This is a genomic window from Pseudomonas sp. NPDC078416 (genome assembly GCF_050268485.1).
Lineage (GTDB): Bacteria > Pseudomonadota > Gammaproteobacteria > Pseudomonadales > Pseudomonadaceae > Aquipseudomonas.
This window is the reverse complement of the sequence record NZ_JBNNGV010000017.1, coordinates 82,736-100,841: the sequence shown is the minus strand read 5'-3', so window position 1 is coordinate 100,841 and position 18,106 is coordinate 82,736. Positions and strand designations below refer to the sequence as shown.

Below are 18,106 nucleotides of genomic sequence, written 5' to 3'. Positions count from 1 at the left end.
TGCCGAGGGGCGCGCTGGAGAAATCTGATCGTGCTGTCGATTAGTGGGAGTGAGCTTGCTCGCGAATGCATTCTGTCAGGCGACCATGGTTTGTCTGGTCGGACGCTTCGCGAGCAAGGTGGAGCGCCACCCCGGTCACTCCTACAGTTGCCTTACACGCCTTTGCGATCGGACTCGGCTTTGGGCTCACGCAGCTCTTGCTTCAGCTTTTCGTCCAGCGCTTTCTTCTTGCCTTTCTTTTCCGGCGTTTCGCCTTCGCTTCTGATCTGCGCGTGGCTGATCAACGCGAAAATGAAGCTGCCGCCGATGATGTTGCCGGCCAGTGTGGGGCCGGCGAAGATCATCCAGAAATCCTTCCACGGCAGCTCACCCGCGAACACCAGATACGAGACCTCAGCGGAGCCGACCACGATGTGGGTGAAATCCCCCAGCGCCATCAGGTAGGTGATCATCACGATGATGGCGACCTTGGCGGATTCCATGGACGGGATCATCCACACCATGGTGGCGATCATCCAGCCGGAAATGATGCCTTTGGAGAACATTTGCCAGGTGTCGTTCTCCATCACCTTGCGGCCGATTTCGAGGAAGGCCTGATCGGTCTTGGTGTCGAAGATCGGCAGGTGCAGCATGACGTAGGCCACCAGCAACGTGCCGCACAGGTTGCCTACCAGTACCACGGTCCACAGCCGCAACAGACGCACGACATTGTTCAGCGTCGGTTTGCTCATCACCGGCAACACGGCAGTCAGGGTGTTTTCCGTGAACAGTTGCTGACGGGCAAGAATCACCGCCAGAAAGCCTGCGCAGTAGCCGAGGCTGGCAATGACCTTGAAGCCTTCGGCATCGGGCAGGCGCGAGTTCAGCAAACCCATCGCCATCAATGACAGGCCCATGGTCAGCCCGGCCGCAAGGGCCGACCAGAACAGGGCGGCGACGTTGCGCTCCAGCTCCTGATCGCCCTGCATGCGGATGGTTTCGTGGAGGACGGCGGCGCGGGGCGGCTGGTTTTCGTCGATGTCGCGTTCTTCTTCCGGCGTCAGGCCGGGGGTCTTGCCGTCTGGTTCGTGTTCCATGGCGATCCTTTGGATAGGTCAATGCACGTCTAAGCGTGTTCTTTGTGAGAGTGCTCGGTAGACGAGCGCTCGGGAGGCGGCGGTTCGCTTGTACATGCTTGCTGCGCGGCGCTGATGCTTCAGACACAATCCGTTATCCGTCGTTCGCCAACGGCGGCAGCCTTTTCACTGACTTGGGAGAACCTCTTTTGACCCTTCACATCCGCGACGCCACCCGTGCCGACGCCGCTGTCATTCTGGGCTTCATCACCGAGCTTGCGATCTACGAGAAAGCCGAGCACGAGGTCAAGGCCAGCGTCGCCGACATCGAGCGCAGCCTGTTCGACGAAGCCTCGCCGGCCAAGGCGCTGATCTGCCTGCTGGACGGCCAGCCCATCGGTTTCGCCGTGTACTTCCTGAGCTACTCCACCTGGCTGGGCCGCAAGGGCCTGTACCTCGAGGATTTGTACGTGTCCGCCGCGCAACGGGGCGTCGGCGCCGGCAAAAAGCTGTTGCGCCACCTGGCCCGGATCGCCCACGACAGCGGCTGCGGACGGCTGGAATGGAGCGTGCTTGACTGGAACCGGCCGGCGATCGATTTCTACAAATCGATCGGCGCCGAGCCGCAAGACGAGTGGGTGCGCTACCGGATGGAGGGGGAAGGGCTGAAGCGCTTTGCGTTGGGGGAGGGTTGAGGCGTTTTACGGGTGGAGCGGCGTCGAACGTCGAGGGGCAATATCGGAGCGCGCCACTGTAGGAGCCGGCTGCTGGCGAATGCGTCAGTACAGACACCAAGAGGGCGGCTGGCACACCGCAATTCGCCAGCAAGCCGGCTCCTACAGAGACAGAGGTGAGTCATTCACTTGGGCGGTGACGGGTCTGACGCTTTCGCGGGACAAGCCACGCTCCTACAGGGGATGTTGCGTTCAGTCAGTGAGGTCTACGCTGTCGATCCGGTTAACCCCCGCCAGGGCCATGTCTTTCCAGGCCTGGTCCAGCGAGCCGTTCAGGTCGATGGCCTTGCACGCATCGGCGATCACCCAGGTATTGAATCCCGCCGCCCGAGCGTCCAGCGCGGTCCAGGCCACGCAGAAATCCAGGGCCAGACCGACCACGAACACGCTGTCGATGCCTCGCTCGCTCAGATAGCCGGCCAGCCCGGTGCGCGTCGTGCGGTCGGCTTCGACGAACGCCGAATAGCTGTCAATGTCGGCGTTGCAGCCCTTGCGCAGGATCAGTTGCGCATGGGTGATGTCCAGATCGGCATGCAGCTCGGCACCGTGGCTGCCTTGCACGCAGTGATCGGGCCACAGCGTCTGCGCGCCGTAGGGCAGGGTGATGCTGTCGAACGGCGCGCGGCCTGCGTGGCTTGAGGCAAACGACACATGCCCGCGCGGGTGCCAGTCCTGGGCCATGACCACGTTGCGAAACTGCGCGCCGAGGCGGTTGATCAGCGGCACCAGTGCATCGCCTTCGGCCACGGCCAGCGCGCCGCCGGGCATGAAGTCGTATTGCATGTCGATCACCAGCAATGCGGCACGGGGGGCGGAGGGCAATCGGGAAAGCGGCGTGTTCATCATCTGAGTCCTTCATACAAGGGTGGGGCTTGTTAATGATCCCTGTAGGGGCGACCGGGATGGCGCGCCACCTTGCCCGCGAATTTCCTGTCAGGCGTCACAACATGGCCCCCTGATCAAAGGCCGGCCATTCCTGGAATTCATCAGGCTATTGGGCAAACACCCGAATCGGCGCGCCGGCGTGCCAGGCCTGAATGTCCTCGATCATCTGGCTGAAGAACATCCGGTAGTTGTTTTCGGTCACGTAGCCCACGTGGGGTGTGGCCAGGACGTTTGGCAGCGTGCGGAAAGGATGATCGGCGGGCAACGGCTCGACGCTGTAGACGTCCAGCGCGGCACCGGCGATTTTCTTCTGCCTGAGTACCTCGATCAGCGCGTCTTCGTCGACGATCGGCCCGCGCGCAGTGTTCACCAGATACGCCGTTGGCTTCATCCGGTTCAGCGACTCGGCATCGACCAGCCCGCGGCTGCGCTCGCTGAGCACCAGGTTCACCGAGACCACGTCCGCTTGCTCGAACAGTGCCTGTTTGCTGACGTAGGTCACGCCATGCTCAGCCGCGCGTTCAGCAGTGAGGTTCTCGCTCCAGGCAATCACCTTCATGTCGAAGGCCTTGCCGTATCGGGCGATCTTCTGGCCAATGCTGCCCAGGCCGACGATGCCCAGGGTCTTGCCGTACAAGTCGCTGCCGATGCCGATCTGCCAATCGCCCGCGCGCAGGGAGTTGGCCTCATCGACCAGGTTGCGGGTCACGCCCATGATCAGCGCCCAGGTCAGCTCCGGCGCGGCGTACTTGTAGCTGTCGGTGCCGACCACGGTGATGCCCAGGCGCGCGGCGGCCTTGAGGTCCAGCGCCGCGTTGCGCATGCCGCCCGTGACCAGCAGCTTCAGGTTCGGCAACTGACTGAGGAGGGTGTCATCGAAAACCGTGCGTTCTCGCATCACGCAGAGGATCTGGAAGTCTTTGAGGCGGGCGACCATGGCGTCGGTGTCCGCCGGATAGTCATGCAGAAAACTGACCTCGCCGATCGGCTTCAACACGGTCCAGTCCACAACGTTTTCAGCGACCGATTGCCAGTCATCGAGTACGGCAATCTTCAGCACGGAATCCTGAGTCATTGAGCGAGGCCTCGTTCAGCAGCGATGTTGGATTTTGTGGCGCTCACAGTACGCTTGAGCGGCTTAATCTGGAACCCCGCACCCACTCTGCATACCCGCCTTACCAGCGTTGACTGATTCAACTCGATCTGCAGGAGCCGGCTTGCTGGCGAACCGGTTTCGTCAGTCGACACTTCCGGCTCTGAACCACCGCGTTCGCCAGCAAGCCGGCTCCTACGGTTCTGCGCCTGACCACGAATTATCACGCACCGCAAACCGGTGCAGGAGCGCGCTTGCCCGCGAATGCTTTGCGCAATTGACCGGTTCAACTCGATCCGTAGGAGCCGGCGTGCTGGCGAACCGGTTTCGTCAGTCGACACTTTCGGCTCAGAACCACCGCGTTCGCCAGCAAGCCGGCTCCTACGGATTTGCGTCTGACCACGATGCATCACCTACCGCAAACCGGTGCAGGAGCGCGCTTGCCCGCGATGCTTTGCGCAATTGACCGGTTCAACTCGATCCGTAGGAGCCGGCTTGCTGGCGAACGCGTAGGGTCAGCGGCGAAAATGTTGGCTGTCACAATGGGTTCGCCAGCCATCCGGCCCTGCAAGAACGTCAGTTAAACAGCCCTGCCGCGATGTTGATCGAGAACCCCAGAATCGAGGTATTGAACACAAACCCGATCAGCGACTGCGCCAGCACCACTTTGCGCAGGCCGCGGGTGGCGACGCCGACGTCGGAAGTCTGCACGGCGACGCTCAGGGTGAAGGAGAAATACAGGAAGTCCCAGTAGTCCGGGTTTTCTTCGCCGTCGGCAAAGCGCAGCGCCGGCTTTTCGCCGCTCCAGGTGTAGAACACCCGCGCGTAATGCAGGCTGAAGACCACACCGATCAGCAGCCAGGAGCCGAGGATGGTGAAACCGGTGAAGGCGTAATGCAGCGCTTTGTCGGCGTTCTTCATGTCCTGGATACCGGCGAGTTCCAGGATGATCGCCGCCAGGCTGGCAATGGCCGCCACACACACGACGAACAGCACCACGCCAGCGTTCTCGTCCTCGATTTCGGCCACCCGGCGCACGTCTTCCGCGGTGGATTTGAACGTGCGGCGCATGATCATCGCCATGTACAGCCAGCCGGCGACGTTCCAGCCGATCAGACATTTACTGATCACGGAAATGTCGGGAGCAACGAACGCGGAGGCGATACCGGCGGCGACGCCGACCAGGGTGGCGATGGTCAGGCGGGGGTGGGTCTTGGCAAGGCGGGACATGGAGGACTTCACGGCAGTGAGATGCGCGAACATTAGCACGCGGCCGCTACAGCAGAAGATGAAGAAAAACGGCGCGCAAGGGGTTACGCGCCGGTCGCCATTTGGCAGTTTAGGTGAATCTGTTCAGCCGGCCGTGCAGCCGTGTTTTCAACGACGGCCCGACCGGTTGAAATCAGTGGATCAGCGCACCAGACAAGGCTGCTTGTTGTTGAATGTCCAGTTTGGCACCAGGAACTGCATCGCCACGCTGTCATCCCGTGCGCCAAGGCCCATGCCTTTGTACAGCTCGTGGGCCTTGGCGACCTGGTCCATGTCGATCTCGACACCCAGCCCGGGCTTCTTCGGCACCTGCACATTGCCGCCGATGATCTGCAGCGGCGCCTTGGTCAGGCGCTGGCCGTCCTGCCAGATCCAGTGGGTGTCGATGGCGGTGATGTTGCCCGGCGCAGCGGCGGCCGCGTGGGTGAACATTGCCAGGGAAATATCGAAGTGGTTATTGGAATGGGAGCCCCAGGTCAGGCCCCATTCGTGGCACATCTGGGCGACCCGCACCGAACCCTGCATGGTCCAGAAATGCGGATCGGCCAAGGGGATGTCCACCGATTGAAGCTGGATGGCATGACCCATTTCGCGCCAGTCGGTGGCGATCATGTTGGTGGCGGTGCGCAGGCCGGTGGCGCGGCGGAATTCAGCCATCACCTCACGACCCGAATAACCGTTCTCGGCGCCACAGGGGTCTTCGGCATAGGCCAGCACTTTGTGCTGATCGCGGCACAGACGCACCGCTTCTTTCAGCGACCAGGCGCCATTGGGATCGAGGGTAATGCGCGCTTTCGGGAAGCGTTCGGCCAGCGCCGTGACGGCTTCGATTTCCGCATCGCCGCTGAGCACGCCGCCCTTGAGCTTGAAGTCCTCGAAACCGTATTGCGCGTACGCCGCTTCGGCCAGGCGCACAACGGCTTCCGGGGTCAGCGCTTCTTCGTGACGAACGCGAAACCACTCGTTGTCCGCGTCGGCCTCGGTGCGATAGGGCAGGTTGGTTTTCGTCTGGTCACCGACGTAGAACAGGTAGCCCAGCATCTTCACTTCATCACGCTGCTGGCCTTCGCCGAGCAGCGCCGCGACCGGCACTTCCAGGTGCTGACCGAGCAGATCCAGCACCGCCGCTTCAATGCCGGTGACCGCGTGGATGGTGATGCGCAGGTCGAAGGTCTGCAGGCCGCGCCCGCCGGCGTCACGCTCGGCGAAGGTGCGGCGCACGTCGTTGAGGATCTTCTGGTAATTGCCGATGCTGCTGCCGACCACCAGGGAACGGGCGTCTTCGAGGGTCTGGCGGATTTTTTCGCCGCCGGGGATTTCACCCACGCCGGTGTGGCCGGCGTTGTCCTTGAGGATGACGATGTTGCGGGTGAAATACGGACCATGGGCGCCGCTGAGGTTGAGCAGCATGTCGTCGTGGCCAGCCACCGGAATGACCTGCATTGCGGTGATGACGGGGGTGCTGCCGGAAGTCTGTGTGTTCATGGCTAAATCCTTGGTAATACCGGGCGCGGCGGGGCGCTGTCTTTAAAGGGTTCAGAACTTCGAGTTCAGCGCTTGGAGCGCCTGGCTCAGGTGTGGCTGGGCGTGACGTCGACCTTGGCCACCGGCACCGCGCCGGGCTTGGGCGTCGTGCGCACGGTGAACACCAGAATCGCGGCGATGATCGAGGTGACGGTCAGGCCATACAGGCCGCCCTGGATCGAGCCGGTCTGCTGTTCGAGGATGCCGAAGGTGGTCGGCGCGACGAAGCCGCCGAGGTTGCCCACCGAGTTGATCAACGCAATGACGCCGGCGGCGATCCGAGCATCCAGATAGCCCTGGGGGATCGGCCAGAACAGCGACGACGCCGACTTGAAGCCCATCGCCGCGAAGCAGATGGCAACGAAGGCAAACACCGGACCGCCCGTGGTGGACATGAACATCCCTGCTGCCGCGATCAACAACGCGACGGCGACCCACGCCTGTTGGTGCTTCCACTTCGCCGACAGCGAGGCGAAGCCGTACATGCAGACGATGGCGATGAACCACGGGATCGAGTTGAACAGGCCGACCTGGAAATCGGTGAGGTCGCCCATCTTCTTGATGATGCTCGGCAGCCAGAACGTCGCCGCGTAAATCGTCAGCTGGATGAAGAAGTACATCAGGCAGAACAGGATGATCTGCGGGTCTTTGAGCAGCTCGCCGATGGACAGCTTGACCGGATTCGCTGCTTCGCGAGCTTTCTGCTCGGCGTCGATGGTGTTGACCAGCGCGTCCTTCTCGGCCTCGGTCAGCCATTTGGCGTCGTGGGGTTTGGAGTCGAGCCAGAACCAGACGAAGAAGCACAGGCCGACGGAGAACATGCCTTCGATGAAGTACATCCACTGCCAGCCGTGGTAGCCCAGCGCGTCGATCTGCAGCAACAGGCCGGAGAGCGGGCCGGAGATCACCGACGCGAAGGCCGAGCCGCTGAGGAAGATGGCGATGGCCTTGCCACGCTCCACGCCGGGCAACCAGCGGGTGAAGTAGTAGATCACGCCCGGGAAGAACCCGGCTTCGGCCACGCCCAGCAGGAAGCGCAGGATGTAGAAGTGGGTCTCGGTCTGAATGAACGCCATGCAGGCGGCGACGATGCCCCAGGTCAGCATGATGCGGGTCAGCCAGATGCGCGCGCCGACTTTCTGCAAGAGGATGTTGGAGGGGACTTCGAACATCGCATACGCGATGAAGAACAGGCCGGCACCGAAGCCGTAGGCGGCCGCGCCGATACCCAAGTCATGTTCCATGTGACTACGCACGAAGCCGATGTTGACCCGGTCGATGTAGTTGACGATGAACATGATGACGAACAGCGGCAGGATGTGTCGTTTGACTTTCGAGACCGCCGACTGCAGGACGGAATCGGTGGCGTCATCCGCCCGTGATGAGGATGTGTTCACTCTGGTAACTCCCACTGATTATTTTTATGCGGGTAATTAAGCACGCTGTGTGTGACAAGGTGTGTAGCCCTGTTGCCAGTCATCATACAAGTAATGATCTTCTTGGCAACCGTATTTGCGGGGGTTGCGGGATGTATTTCATCGGGCTAGGCTCACCTGTCTGACAAGTTGGATGAGTGGGGGTGCGCTGCTGCGTGGCTCTGTTTTCGGGGCTCTGGCCGGTTCCTGTTGTGCATCAAGCGGGTGAGTTGGGTCGTACTTCGAGACTTCGCCGCCAGGAAAATACAAGTGGACGGCAGGCCTCGGCGGCCGCTGTTCTTTTCTGTACTTATAGGACGACTTTTTTTTGAACAGCACCGGACCCTTGCCACCCAAGCGACGCCAGCACAGCCTGGCGACGGACCTGGTCACCGACCTGAGTCAGCGGATTCTGATGGGCACCATTGCGCCGGGTGCGAAGTTGCCCTCGGAGAGCGAGATCGTCCGCGAGCATGGCGTGAGCCGCACCGTCGTGCGCGAGGCGATTTCCAAATTGCAGGCGTCCGGGCTGGTCGAGACCCATCAGGGCAAAGGCACGTATGTGCTGGCGCGTTCGGAGCAGAGCGGGCTGCACCTGAAGGTGGAAACGGCGTTCAGCGTGCGGCATATCATCGAGCTGCGCATGGGCCTGGAAACCCAGGCCGTCGCCCTGGCCGCGCAACGCCGCAGTCAGGCACAGCTGACGGCGATGCGCGCCGCGCTGGATGATTATCAGGACCTGCTGGCCAAAGAGGACAGCTGCGTCGAAGCGGACCGGCGCTTTCATCTGCTGATCGCCGAGGCCACCGGCAATCCTTATTTCGTGGAGATCCTGCAGAACCTCGGCATCGCCGTCATCCCTCGCAGCCGCATTGCCACCAGCGAACGGGCCGGGGCGAGCCTCACCCACAGTGCGTATCTGGCCAACCTTGAACACGAAGCCATCCTCGCCGCCATCCGCCGCCAGGACCCCGACGCCGCCCGCGCCGCGATGTGGACTCACCTGAGCAACAGCCGGGAGCGGCTGGCGCCGGTTGAGTGACCGACAGCTGATGCGCTCCTTCACTGGGACTGGCTTGAGCCCATAGTGGGACCGGCTTTAGCCGGGAAAGCGTCGGGCGTCACACCGCATAATTCGTGGCGCTCACACCGGCCTCTTCCCGGCTGAAGCCGGTCCTACTGCGTGCGCGGTCCCACTATGGGTACGCCAGTACTTCCATCATCACCCCCGACTGCCACTCGAAATAGGGATTGAACGTCAGCCGTGCGAACACCTTGCCCGGTTCACGATGGCCCCAATCGGAATACCACACCGGCTCGCCATTCAGGCATTTCTGCATGGCAGCAGATTCCTGCCCGTTCCAGCAAATCCGCTGGCTGCCGTTCACCCCATACAACGGGTTTGCAGGTGAGAACATCAGCCCCATGTGTGAGAACTGGGCGATGCGGTATTCCGGCAGGAAATCGTTGCGCACCCGCACCCTCGGATTTTTCTGCGCCGCAGCCGGCTCGTTGCCATACCAGATCAGTCGGCTGAGCGGGTGGGTGAAGCGCGCGTTGAAGGTGTCCAGCACGTAACCGGTATTCAGCACCGAATCGTGCTCGGTGATGGCGACGAACACCGGTTTGTCGTAGGCCCTTTTGTCGAGGTGCTTCTGGGCCAACAAAGCGCTGCGGTAGAACTGGGCGAATCCATTGGTGGGCACGTTCAGGTAGCGGACCGGCGTCTGCATCGGGCGCACGCCATCATCCGGTTTCGCCAGCCAGGGGCGAAACCAGCCGATGTATTGGGTAACCCAGGCGTAGGTGTTTTCGGGTTTGAAGGCCGGAGAGAACAACACCAGACCGGCGATATTCGGGTGCTCGTACGCGTAATCCAGCACCAGGTTCGCACCGGTCGAAAACCCGCCCAGATACACCGTCGGCACCTCCCGCTCAAGAATCTGCGTCTGCTCGCGCACCACCTGCTGCCACTGTTTGAGCGTCACATCCAGCATGTCCGCCGGCTTGCTGCCATGCCCCGGCAGCAACACCGTGCGCACCAGAAACCCTTGCGCAGCGAGGGACTCGCCGACGTCATTGAACGACCAAGGGGAGTCCCCGAGGCCATGGACCAATAAAATCCCCCGTGTGGCTGGCACTCTGGGTCGCCATTCCCGAGGTGCATTCCACTCGATCTCGGCCGGGTGATCAGGCGTCTGAAAAGTCCGGTTCTGCTCCATCCAGGCGATGGTCTGCTGGCGATACTGGGCAAAACTCGCCTGCCCCAAAGGCATCTCGGTGGAGGCGCAGGCCTGAAGGGTCAGGGCGGAGAGGAGGAGGGTGAGACGGTGCAGCTTTTTGATGGCAGTTCTCAACATAAATAGTCATTACTCGATAGGGCCATAAAGGTATGGTCGCACTCTGCCACGGCCTCTCGCTGTTGGATATCGATGCACTCAGGACTGGCGCGAGAAGTCTTGGAAAAATTCAGGCAGACTCCCTCCACCCACAAAAACAAGACCTGATGTGTATGAACCCTCAATCCCTTCGCTGTGCAGACACCCCCCATGTTCGCCCTTGACCACGCGCTGGCCCAGGACATCGTCGACCGGGCGATGGCGATTTTGCCGTGCAACGTCAACGTCATGGATTACCTGGGCATCATCATTGGCAGCGGCGAGGCGGAGCGGTTGTACACCCGGCATGAAGGGGCGCAGCTGGTGCTTGCCAACAGCCGCGTGGTGGAGATCGATTCGCACACCGCCCGGCAGCTCGACGGCGTACGGCCGGGGGTGAATCTGCCGTTGATGCTGGATGAGAAGCTCATCGGCGTGCTCGGCATCACCGGCGAGCCCGATGACGTGCGGGTCTACGCAGAGCTGGTGAAGATGACCGCCGAGATGCTGATGGAGCATCGACGCCAGCAGGCCGATCAGCAGTGGCGGCATCAACGCAGTGAAGACTTGCTGTCACGGTTGTTGCTCGGCGAGGGCGCCCTCCACCTGGTCGCCGAAGCAGAACAACTGGGATTGCAGCCGCAGCTGCCGCGCCAGGCCGTCTTGCTCGAACTGCCTGAAGCCGCGACCTATGCCGCTGCCATGGGTGCGTGGCTGATGGGGCGTTACGCCAACAGCTGGTGCCTGCCGTGCGAGCCGGGTCTTGTTTACTGGTGCCGCGCGGTGGGCAAGGACCGCGACGACGCCTTGCTGCTGGCGCTTTTCGACGAACAGGGCTGGCCCGTTCAGCGAATGGCGACCGTCGAACCTTCGGCGGATCTGGCCTCCCTGCGCGCCGCGTGCACCGCCGCCCGCGATCTGCTCGATTACGCACGTCACCTGCGACCAGCCGTCAAACTGCTGCGTCTGGCCAGCCATCGCGTCGCGCTGCTGTTCTGGCGCAACCGCCACGACTGGTTGGCTGAAGGCATCGCCGAACCCGTCAAGCGTTTGCACGACAACCCGCAGTTGCTCGACACCCTGCGCGCCTGGTGCGATTACAGCGGCGAAAGCCAGGCGTGCGCCGATGCGCTGGGCATCCATCGCAACAGCCTGCGTTACCGGCTCGAGAAAATCACCGAACTGACCGGTTGCGACCCCTACCGGACCGAAGACCTCCTGCGCCTGTACCTTGGCGCGCAGATGGTCCCGAGGTAGCGCGGGGTCTCGCGTTTGTTCGTATGAACAACGGATGGCGTCACGCGTTGTGCAAGCGTGAGGCGGCAATGCGGCACAGCAGTGCGAAGATCGGCCATCAGACAAGGAGAACACTATGAAAATCGTCATCGCCCCGGACTCGTTCAAAGACAGCCTCAGCGCCCAAAGTGTCGCCCATGCCATCGCTGCCGGGCTCGGTGACGTCTGGCCGGACGCGCAATTGATTGAGTGCCCGATGGCCGATGGCGGCGAGGGCACCATTGAAGCGGTATTGGCCGCCTGCGACGGTGAGTGGATGAGCAATCAGGTCCGCGGACCGCTTACTCAGCCCTTGCAGGCGCAGTGGGGCTGGCTGGCGGAAACGCGCACGGCGATCATCGAAATGGCCATGGCCAGCGGCTTGCAACTGCTCAGCCTGGAACAGCGCGACGCGACGGTCACCAGCACGTTCGGCACCGGCGAGCTGATCAAGGCCGCCCTGGACGCTGGCGCCGAGCGCGTGATTCTGGCCATCGGCGGCAGCGCGACCAATGATGCCGGCACCGGCATGCTGTCGGCGCTGGGCGCGCGCTTCCTTGATCACGACGACCAGCCCCTCGCTCCCGGTGGCCTGGCCCTGGCACAACTGGCGCGCATCGACCTGACAGGGCTCGACCCGCGCCTGAACAGCGTCCAGTTCGAGGTCGCCGCCGACGTCAACAATCCCCTCTGCGGCGTGCAAGGCGCGTCGCACATCTTCGGCCCGCAGAAGGGCGCCTCCCCTGAACAGGTGCTGGCGCTGGACGAAGCCCTTGGGCATTTCGCCGAGCACTCGGCTCAGGCACTGGGTCGGGACGAGAGCGAATATCCGGGAAGCGGCGCAGCAGGCGGGATGGGCTTCGCCGCCAAGGCCTATTTGAACGCATCGTTCCGCCCCGGTGTGGAGGTGGTGGCCGACCTGACCGGGCTGGCCGACGCACTGGAGGGCGCAGACCTGGTCATCACCGGCGAAGGCCGTTTCGACGCCCAGACCCTGCGCGGCAAAACCCCCTTCGGCGTCGCCCGGATGGCTCAGCGCAACAACGTGCCGGTCATCGTGCTGGCCGGGACACTGGGCGAGGGCTACGCCGACCTGTATGCCCACGGCATCAGCGCCGCCTTCGCCGTGACCAGCGGGCCGATGACGCTGGAATTCGCCTGCGCCAACGCCGCGACCTTGCTCCATGACCGCGCGCGGGATCTGGCCCGGGTGTGGGCCCTCGCTGCTCGCCAACGCTCCGCGTGAGCGATCCCCGGGATCAGGCGGTTTTCAGATGCATCAGTGGAATCGGCTTGCGCATTAACGTGCCCACCAGCACCGCCGCGAACAGGGCGATCAGGCCCGCCACCCACAGCACCGAGCCGAAGCCCGAGACAAAGGCCTCCCGGGCCAGCGGCTGGATCATTCCCCGCGCGCTGGCATCGACGGTTTGCAGCGCAGCGTTCATGTCGCCGGCCACCACCCGTGAGGCGATGTGCTCGGCCTGATCGAGAAGGTGGGGTGCGACGTTCGCCAGTGTGCTCTTCAGCGAGCCGAGCGTATGGCTGGCGAGCAGCGCGCCGTAGACACCGATCGCCAGCATGATCGCGCTGAAACGCATGGTCGTGCTCATCCCTGACGCCATGCCGGTGCGTTCGCGGGGCACGCAGGCCATGATGTTTTTCTGCGTGTCACCATTGAGCAAACCTGCGCCAGCACCGGTCACCGCCATCGCCGCCGCGAACGCCGGGTAGCCGCCAATCCCCGCAGCCCACGCGCACAGCAGGTTGCCGATGCCCACAAGGGTCAGGCCCAGCGCCATCATGGCAGCCGGCGACAAGTGCCGTGACAGCGTCGGCCCGAAGCGCGGCAACAGCAGCATGGTGATCGCGAACGGCAGCATCCCCAGCCCCGAATCGATGGCGCTGAAGCCCAGGCCGTTCTGCAGGTAAAACGGCAGCAGCGTCATCATCACCTGGGCGCAACCGGCGTAGGCGAACATGCCGAGCAGCGCGCCGATGAAGCGCGGGTAGTTGAACAGCTGCAAGTCGACCATCGGCCGCCGTTGCAGGCGCTCGGCGATGATGAACAGCACGAGGAGCACCGCCCCCGCAGCCAGGCGTATAGACGTGAGCGGGTGGTCCCAGCCGATTCGGTTGGCTTCGATCAGGCCCCAGATCAGGCTCAGCAGACTGGCGCTGAAAAACAGACTGCCCCAGGGGTCCAGACGCGCCGACTGCTCGTTGCGCGACTCCTCGATGTTACGCAACACCATCAGCAGCAAGCCCAAGCCCACCGGCAGGTTGAGGTAGAAAATCCAGCGCCAGCCGACCAGATCGGCGATCAGCCCGCCCACTGTAGGCGCCGCGGTCATCGCCACGCCCATGCAGGCTCCCCAAAACGCCCAGGCTTTGGCGCGCTCGGCTTCATCGTGAAAAACGTGGCCGATGGTCGCCAACGCCGAGGTCAACAGCAGCGCCGCGCCGACGCCCTTGATCGCCCGGGCGATGTCGAGGAACAGAATGTCCGGCGCCGCACCGCAGCCCAGCGATGCCAGAATGAACAGCACCAGTCCGGTGATCAGCATGCGCTTGCGCCCAAAGCGATCGGCCAGGCTGCCCGCCGGCAGCAACAGCGCGGCGAAGGCCAGCATGTAGGCGCTGACCACCCACTCGATGTCGGCGAACCCGGCGCCCAGATCCCGCGCGATGCTCGGCAGGGTGACGGCGACGATATTGGTGTCGAGCACGATCAAGGCGCACACGCCGGAGGCCGTGAGCAGGGTCATTCGGGGGCTGGGTCGAGACATGGGTCGGGGCTCCGGTAGGTTGTTAGGTGCTGGCTAACGAAGACGGGTGAGGTGCGAGCGAGGTTGGCCGGTGTGGGAACAGGTTAAGCGGATATGCGCTATGGTTTGTTACCCGCCACTCGCGTTTTCATTACCTGTCAGGTAACGCTCCATGGAAATCCGCCACTTTCGCTACTTTCTGGCCGTTGCCCGTCATCGGCATTTCACACGCGCCGCCGAGCAACTGGGCATCGCGCCGCCGACGCTGACGCGGCAGATTCAGGACCTGGAGAACGCACTGGGCACCCGACTGTTTCTGCGGGAACAGCGGGAGGTGAGGCTGACGGAAGCGGGGCGGGCGTTGCAGATCGAGGCCGAACTGGCGGTGCGGCAGTTTGAGACCGCGCAATACAACGTCCAGCGCGCCGGCCGTGGCGAGGCCGGCAGGATCGAGTTGGGCTACGTCGCTTCAGCGGTGTTTTCCGGGGTATTGCAGCGCCACGTCAGCCAGTTTCGTGAGCGCTATGGGGAGGTTGAGTTCAGCATCAACGAGCACTTGATGCCGACGCTGCCGCGGCTGATCGAAGAGGGTCGGCTGGATGTGGGATTCATCCGCTCTCCCATGCAGCTGCCGGACTCTTTGAGCGCCGTGCAGCTGCTGACCGAGGGCTTTGCCCTGGCGCTGCCGGACAGTTCATGGCTGGGCAAACTGAAGGTTATCCATGGGGTGAACCTGCAGAACGAGACGTTCATCCTGCCTGAGCAGATTTCCGGCACCCTGGAGGTGGCGGCCCACGGCGGTTTTGCGCCGACGCTGGGTCCGCAGCCGGGAGGGCTGGTGTCGGTGATTGCGCTGGTGAGTCTTGGCCAGGGGGTGGCGGTGGTGCCGGAGTCGGTGGTTGATCACATTCGTTTGCCGAATGTGGTGTATCGGCGGATCGAGGATTGCCAGCCGACGTCGTCGTTGTCGCTGATCCACCGACGCCACGAAAAGGCCCCGGCGGTGATGAGGTTTATTGAGTACGTCAAAGGCGCGCGGGGGCTGTGAGAAAGATCAAGGGCGTCTGCCTGGAGGCAGACTGTTTCGCCTTCGGCGAGTTACTTGATAAAGCCCCAAGTAACCAAGGGCTTGTGCTCCTGGTTGGGCCCCTCCTGCGTCGGGGTTCCTTCAATCCGGTCTCGCTCCGTGGGCCCGCGCCGAACGGGCATCCATGCCCTGACGGCGCTCTCGCCGCATCCCTGCGGCTCGGCCCACTGCGCGAGACCTGCGTTCAGCCTGCACCCAAGTCGCGATTTACGTCGTCTGGACTTTTTGCGGAATAAGATCAAAAGCACGTTTAAAGCAGATCAAAAGCTTCCCGCCTAAAGCCGGTCCTACGATAACCCGCCGTTGATCGTTCCCACGCTCCGCGTGGGAATGCATCCCTTGACGCTCCGCGTCCCTTCCCCAGGCCCGAATGCGCGTCGTCTGAGGGACGCGGAGCGTCCGGGGCGGCGTTACCACGCGGAGCGTGGGAACGATCAGAGATAGTAGCGGCGACCTCGACTGTAGGACCGGCTTCAGCCGGGAAGCCTTTGATCTTGATCTTCATACACAAGAGGCTCAGTCACCGCCAATCGCGACTTGGGTGCAGGCCGAACGCAGACGACGCGCAGTGGGCCGAGCGGCATGGATGCCGCGAGAGCGCCGTCAGGACATGGATGTCCGTTCGGCGCGGGCCCACGGAGCGTCGTCGAAGTGAGGGTACTCCGACGAAGGAGGAGCCCAACCAGGAGCAAGCACCCTTGGTTACTTGGGGTGCTTTTCCAAGTAACTCGGCGAAGCCGAAACAGTCTGCCGCCAGGCAGACGCCGTTGATCTTGATCTAAGCAAACAACGGCTAAGCTTTCGCAGCCTCAGGCACCCGCCCATACACATCAGTAAACCGCACGATGTCGTCTTCCCCCAGATACTCCCCGCTTTGCACCTCGATCATCACCAGATCAATGACCCCCGGATTGACCAGCCGATGGGTGTGGCCGGGTTGAATGAACGTCGACTCGTTCGTGTCGAGCATGAACTCCTTCTCGCCATTGGTAACGCGAGCCATACCGCTGACCACAATCCAGTGCTCGCTGCGGTGGTGATGCATCTGCAGCGACAAAGCCGCCTGCGGTTTCACCACGATGCGCTTGATCTTGAAGCGCTTGCCTTCCTCCAGCACCGTGTAAGTGCCCCACGGCCGGGTGACAGTATTGTGCAACAAGTACGCCGGATGGCCCTGACGCTTGAGCGCCTGGGCGATGACCTTGACCTCCTGACTGCGATCGGCGTCGGCGATCAACAAAGCGTCCGGCGTGTCGATGATGATCAGGTTGTCCAGACCCACTCCGCCGACCAGGCGCTTTTTCGAGTCGATGTAGCAGTTGGTCACGTCATGCAACACGACCTCGCCGTTGCATCGGTTGCCGTTTTCATCGGCCGGACTCAGCTCGCGAATGGCCTGCCACGAACCGATATCGCTCCAACCCATCTCGCACGGCACCACCGCGACCTTCCGGGAACGCTCCATCAACGCGTAATCGATGGAAATGTTCGGCGCCAGGGCGAAGGTCGTGCTGTCCAGTTCGATCTGCAACTCGTTACGGCCTTCCTTGCTGTTGCACTGCGCCAGACAATGGCGCACGGCGACCAGGACCTCCGGCGCGTGAGTTTCCAGCTCAGCGAGCAGGACATCGACGCGCATGCAGAACATCCCGGCATTCCACAAATGCAGACCGCCCGCGAGATAGTCCTGGGCGGTGACGGCATCGGGCTTCTCGACGAAGCGCGCGACCTGATAGGCCTCGCTGCTGAGTGCCTGACCTTTCTCGATGTAGCCAAAACCGGTTTCGGCGCGGGAGGGGATCAGACCGAACGTCACCAGCCAGCCCTCGTCCGCCAGTTTGCGTGCGCTCTGCACGGCCGTCTCGAAGGCGGCAACGTCATTGATCAGTTGGTCCGCCGGCAGAATCAGCAGCTGAGCGTCATCACCGTAACGCGCCTGAACGTGCAGGGCGGCGGCGGCGATGGCGGGAGCGGTGTTGCGACCAAATGGCTCGAGCAGAAACTCAAGTGCCCGTTGGTGCGTGTTCAGCAGCCGGTAGTCGTCAACGGTGCGGAAATACACTTCCCGATTGGTGACGGTGAGCACGCTTTCGACGCCCTCCAGCTGGCTGGCGCGGTTGAACGTCTTCTGCAGCAGGCTTTCGCCGTCCGGCAGGCGCATGAAAGGTTTGGGCATCGCCTCGCGTGAAACAGGCCACAGCCGGGTGCCGGCGCCGCCAGCAATAATGCAGGGAATCAGTTGCATGGGGTTTCTCGCCTCTTCGATCCATGAATCAATGACAGGGCTGCATTTCGGGCTATCACGCACAAAGTCAATTTACTGACTTTTCGGCGAGTCTCGCTCAAATTAGCCAATTATTTGTCGATTAGGCGCTTTTCACCCGTGCAATTCAAGGGCCTGTAACGCAGAATTAACGCCTTTCGTCCCCTATTTACGGGACGCAAAGCCACACAGGTCTGGTGCTGAAGCAGAGTGGCTGCAGGGCCATCACGCGTAAGTCTCTGCCATTCAAGGCTTTTTGCCATCACCGGGCGCAATACCTAGCCATTCCAAGCCTGTCCGGATGAATGCCAAAGCGTCTCTTTATCGGGGAATGCGATTTAAAAGTTTTTCCCCTGACGG

14 protein-coding genes are annotated in these 18,106 nt (G+C 62.5%); 5 read left to right on the top strand and 9 right to left on the bottom strand.

The genetic code is table 11. From position 1 onward, the window contains the following. Positions 1 to 152 precede the first annotated feature (152 nt). A complete protein-coding gene (locus ACQKEN_RS16155; RefSeq protein ID WP_074893185.1) occupies positions 153 to 1,076 on the bottom strand; it encodes a formate/nitrite transporter family protein in 924 nt (307 codons plus the stop codon). 188 nt (positions 1,077 to 1,264) lie between these two features. On the opposite strand from ACQKEN_RS16155, the gene ACQKEN_RS16150 reads away from it, so the two are divergent. Next, entirely contained in the window at positions 1,265 to 1,750 is a 486-nt protein-coding gene (locus ACQKEN_RS16150) for an N-acetyltransferase family protein (protein ID WP_427686943.1), read from the top strand. A 231-nt stretch (positions 1,751 to 1,981) separates the two neighbouring features. Here ACQKEN_RS16150 and pncA read toward each other — a convergent pair whose 3' ends face one another. The 5 genes from pncA to ACQKEN_RS16125 all read right to left on the bottom strand — a co-directional run bounded on the left by pncA (position 1,982) and on the right by ACQKEN_RS16125 (position 7,957). Continuing rightward, positions 1,982 to 2,632, bottom strand: a complete 651-nt coding sequence (gene pncA / locus ACQKEN_RS16145; RefSeq protein WP_427686941.1) for a bifunctional nicotinamidase/pyrazinamidase — start codon at positions 2,630 to 2,632, stop codon at positions 1,982 to 1,984. A gap of 148 nt (positions 2,633 to 2,780) precedes the next feature. Further along, positions 2,781 to 3,749, bottom strand: a complete 969-nt coding sequence (locus ACQKEN_RS16140; protein ID WP_427686939.1) for a D-2-hydroxyacid dehydrogenase family protein — start codon at positions 3,747 to 3,749, stop codon at positions 2,781 to 2,783. A 594-nt stretch (positions 3,750 to 4,343) separates the two neighbouring features. Continuing rightward, entirely contained in the window at positions 4,344 to 4,997 is a 654-nt protein-coding gene (locus ACQKEN_RS16135; protein ID WP_108119631.1) for a DUF1345 domain-containing protein, read from the bottom strand. Positions 4,998 to 5,177: 180 nt separating this feature from the next. Then, positions 5,178 to 6,521: a glucarate dehydratase gene (gudD, locus tag ACQKEN_RS16130; protein ID WP_427686937.1), complete on the bottom strand. Its 1,344-nt coding sequence runs from the start codon at positions 6,519 to 6,521 to the stop codon at positions 5,178 to 5,180. An 86-nt stretch (positions 6,522 to 6,607) separates the two neighbouring features. Continuing rightward, the gene (locus ACQKEN_RS16125) at positions 6,608 to 7,957 is read right to left on the bottom strand and encodes an MFS transporter (protein WP_427686935.1); all 1,350 of its coding nucleotides are present in this window, start codon (positions 7,955 to 7,957) and stop codon (positions 6,608 to 6,610) included. A gap of 346 nt (positions 7,958 to 8,303) precedes the next feature. Here ACQKEN_RS16125 and ACQKEN_RS16120 point away from each other — a divergent pair, with 346 nt between their 5' ends. Next, on the top strand, positions 8,304 to 9,017 hold the full coding sequence (locus ACQKEN_RS16120) for a FadR/GntR family transcriptional regulator (RefSeq protein WP_065988595.1): 714 nt from the start codon (positions 8,304 to 8,306) through the stop codon (positions 9,015 to 9,017). Between the two features lie 154 nt (positions 9,018 to 9,171). Here ACQKEN_RS16120 and ACQKEN_RS16115 read toward each other — a convergent pair whose 3' ends face one another. Further along, positions 9,172 to 10,335, bottom strand: coding sequence for an alpha/beta fold hydrolase (locus ACQKEN_RS16115; RefSeq protein WP_427686933.1), 1,164 nt, complete (start codon positions 10,333 to 10,335; stop codon positions 9,172 to 9,174). A gap of 189 nt (positions 10,336 to 10,524) precedes the next feature. Here ACQKEN_RS16115 and ACQKEN_RS16110 point away from each other — a divergent pair, with 189 nt between their 5' ends. Next, on the top strand, positions 10,525 to 11,610 hold the full coding sequence (locus ACQKEN_RS16110; protein ID WP_427686931.1) for a CdaR family transcriptional regulator: 1,086 nt from the start codon (positions 10,525 to 10,527) through the stop codon (positions 11,608 to 11,610). Between the two features lie 115 nt (positions 11,611 to 11,725). Then, a complete protein-coding gene (locus ACQKEN_RS16105; protein ID WP_427686929.1) occupies positions 11,726 to 12,874 on the top strand; it encodes a glycerate kinase in 1,149 nt (382 codons plus the stop codon). A 13-nt stretch (positions 12,875 to 12,887) separates the two neighbouring features. Here the strand turns inward: ACQKEN_RS16105 and ACQKEN_RS16100 are convergent, their stop codons facing one another. Beyond that, entirely contained in the window at positions 12,888 to 14,417 is a 1,530-nt protein-coding gene (locus ACQKEN_RS16100; RefSeq protein WP_427686927.1) for an MFS transporter, read from the bottom strand. A gap of 151 nt (positions 14,418 to 14,568) precedes the next feature. Here ACQKEN_RS16100 and ACQKEN_RS16095 point away from each other — a divergent pair, with 151 nt between their 5' ends. Continuing rightward, on the top strand, positions 14,569 to 15,444 hold the full coding sequence (locus tag ACQKEN_RS16095; protein WP_427686925.1) for a LysR family transcriptional regulator: 876 nt from the start codon (positions 14,569 to 14,571) through the stop codon (positions 15,442 to 15,444). A gap of 832 nt (positions 15,445 to 16,276) precedes the next feature. Here ACQKEN_RS16095 and ACQKEN_RS16090 read toward each other — a convergent pair. Continuing rightward, on the bottom strand, positions 16,277 to 17,728 hold the full coding sequence (locus ACQKEN_RS16090) for a mannose-1-phosphate guanylyltransferase/mannose-6-phosphate isomerase (RefSeq protein ID WP_427686923.1): 1,452 nt from the start codon (positions 17,726 to 17,728) through the stop codon (positions 16,277 to 16,279). Positions 17,729 to 18,106 lie beyond the last annotated feature (378 nt).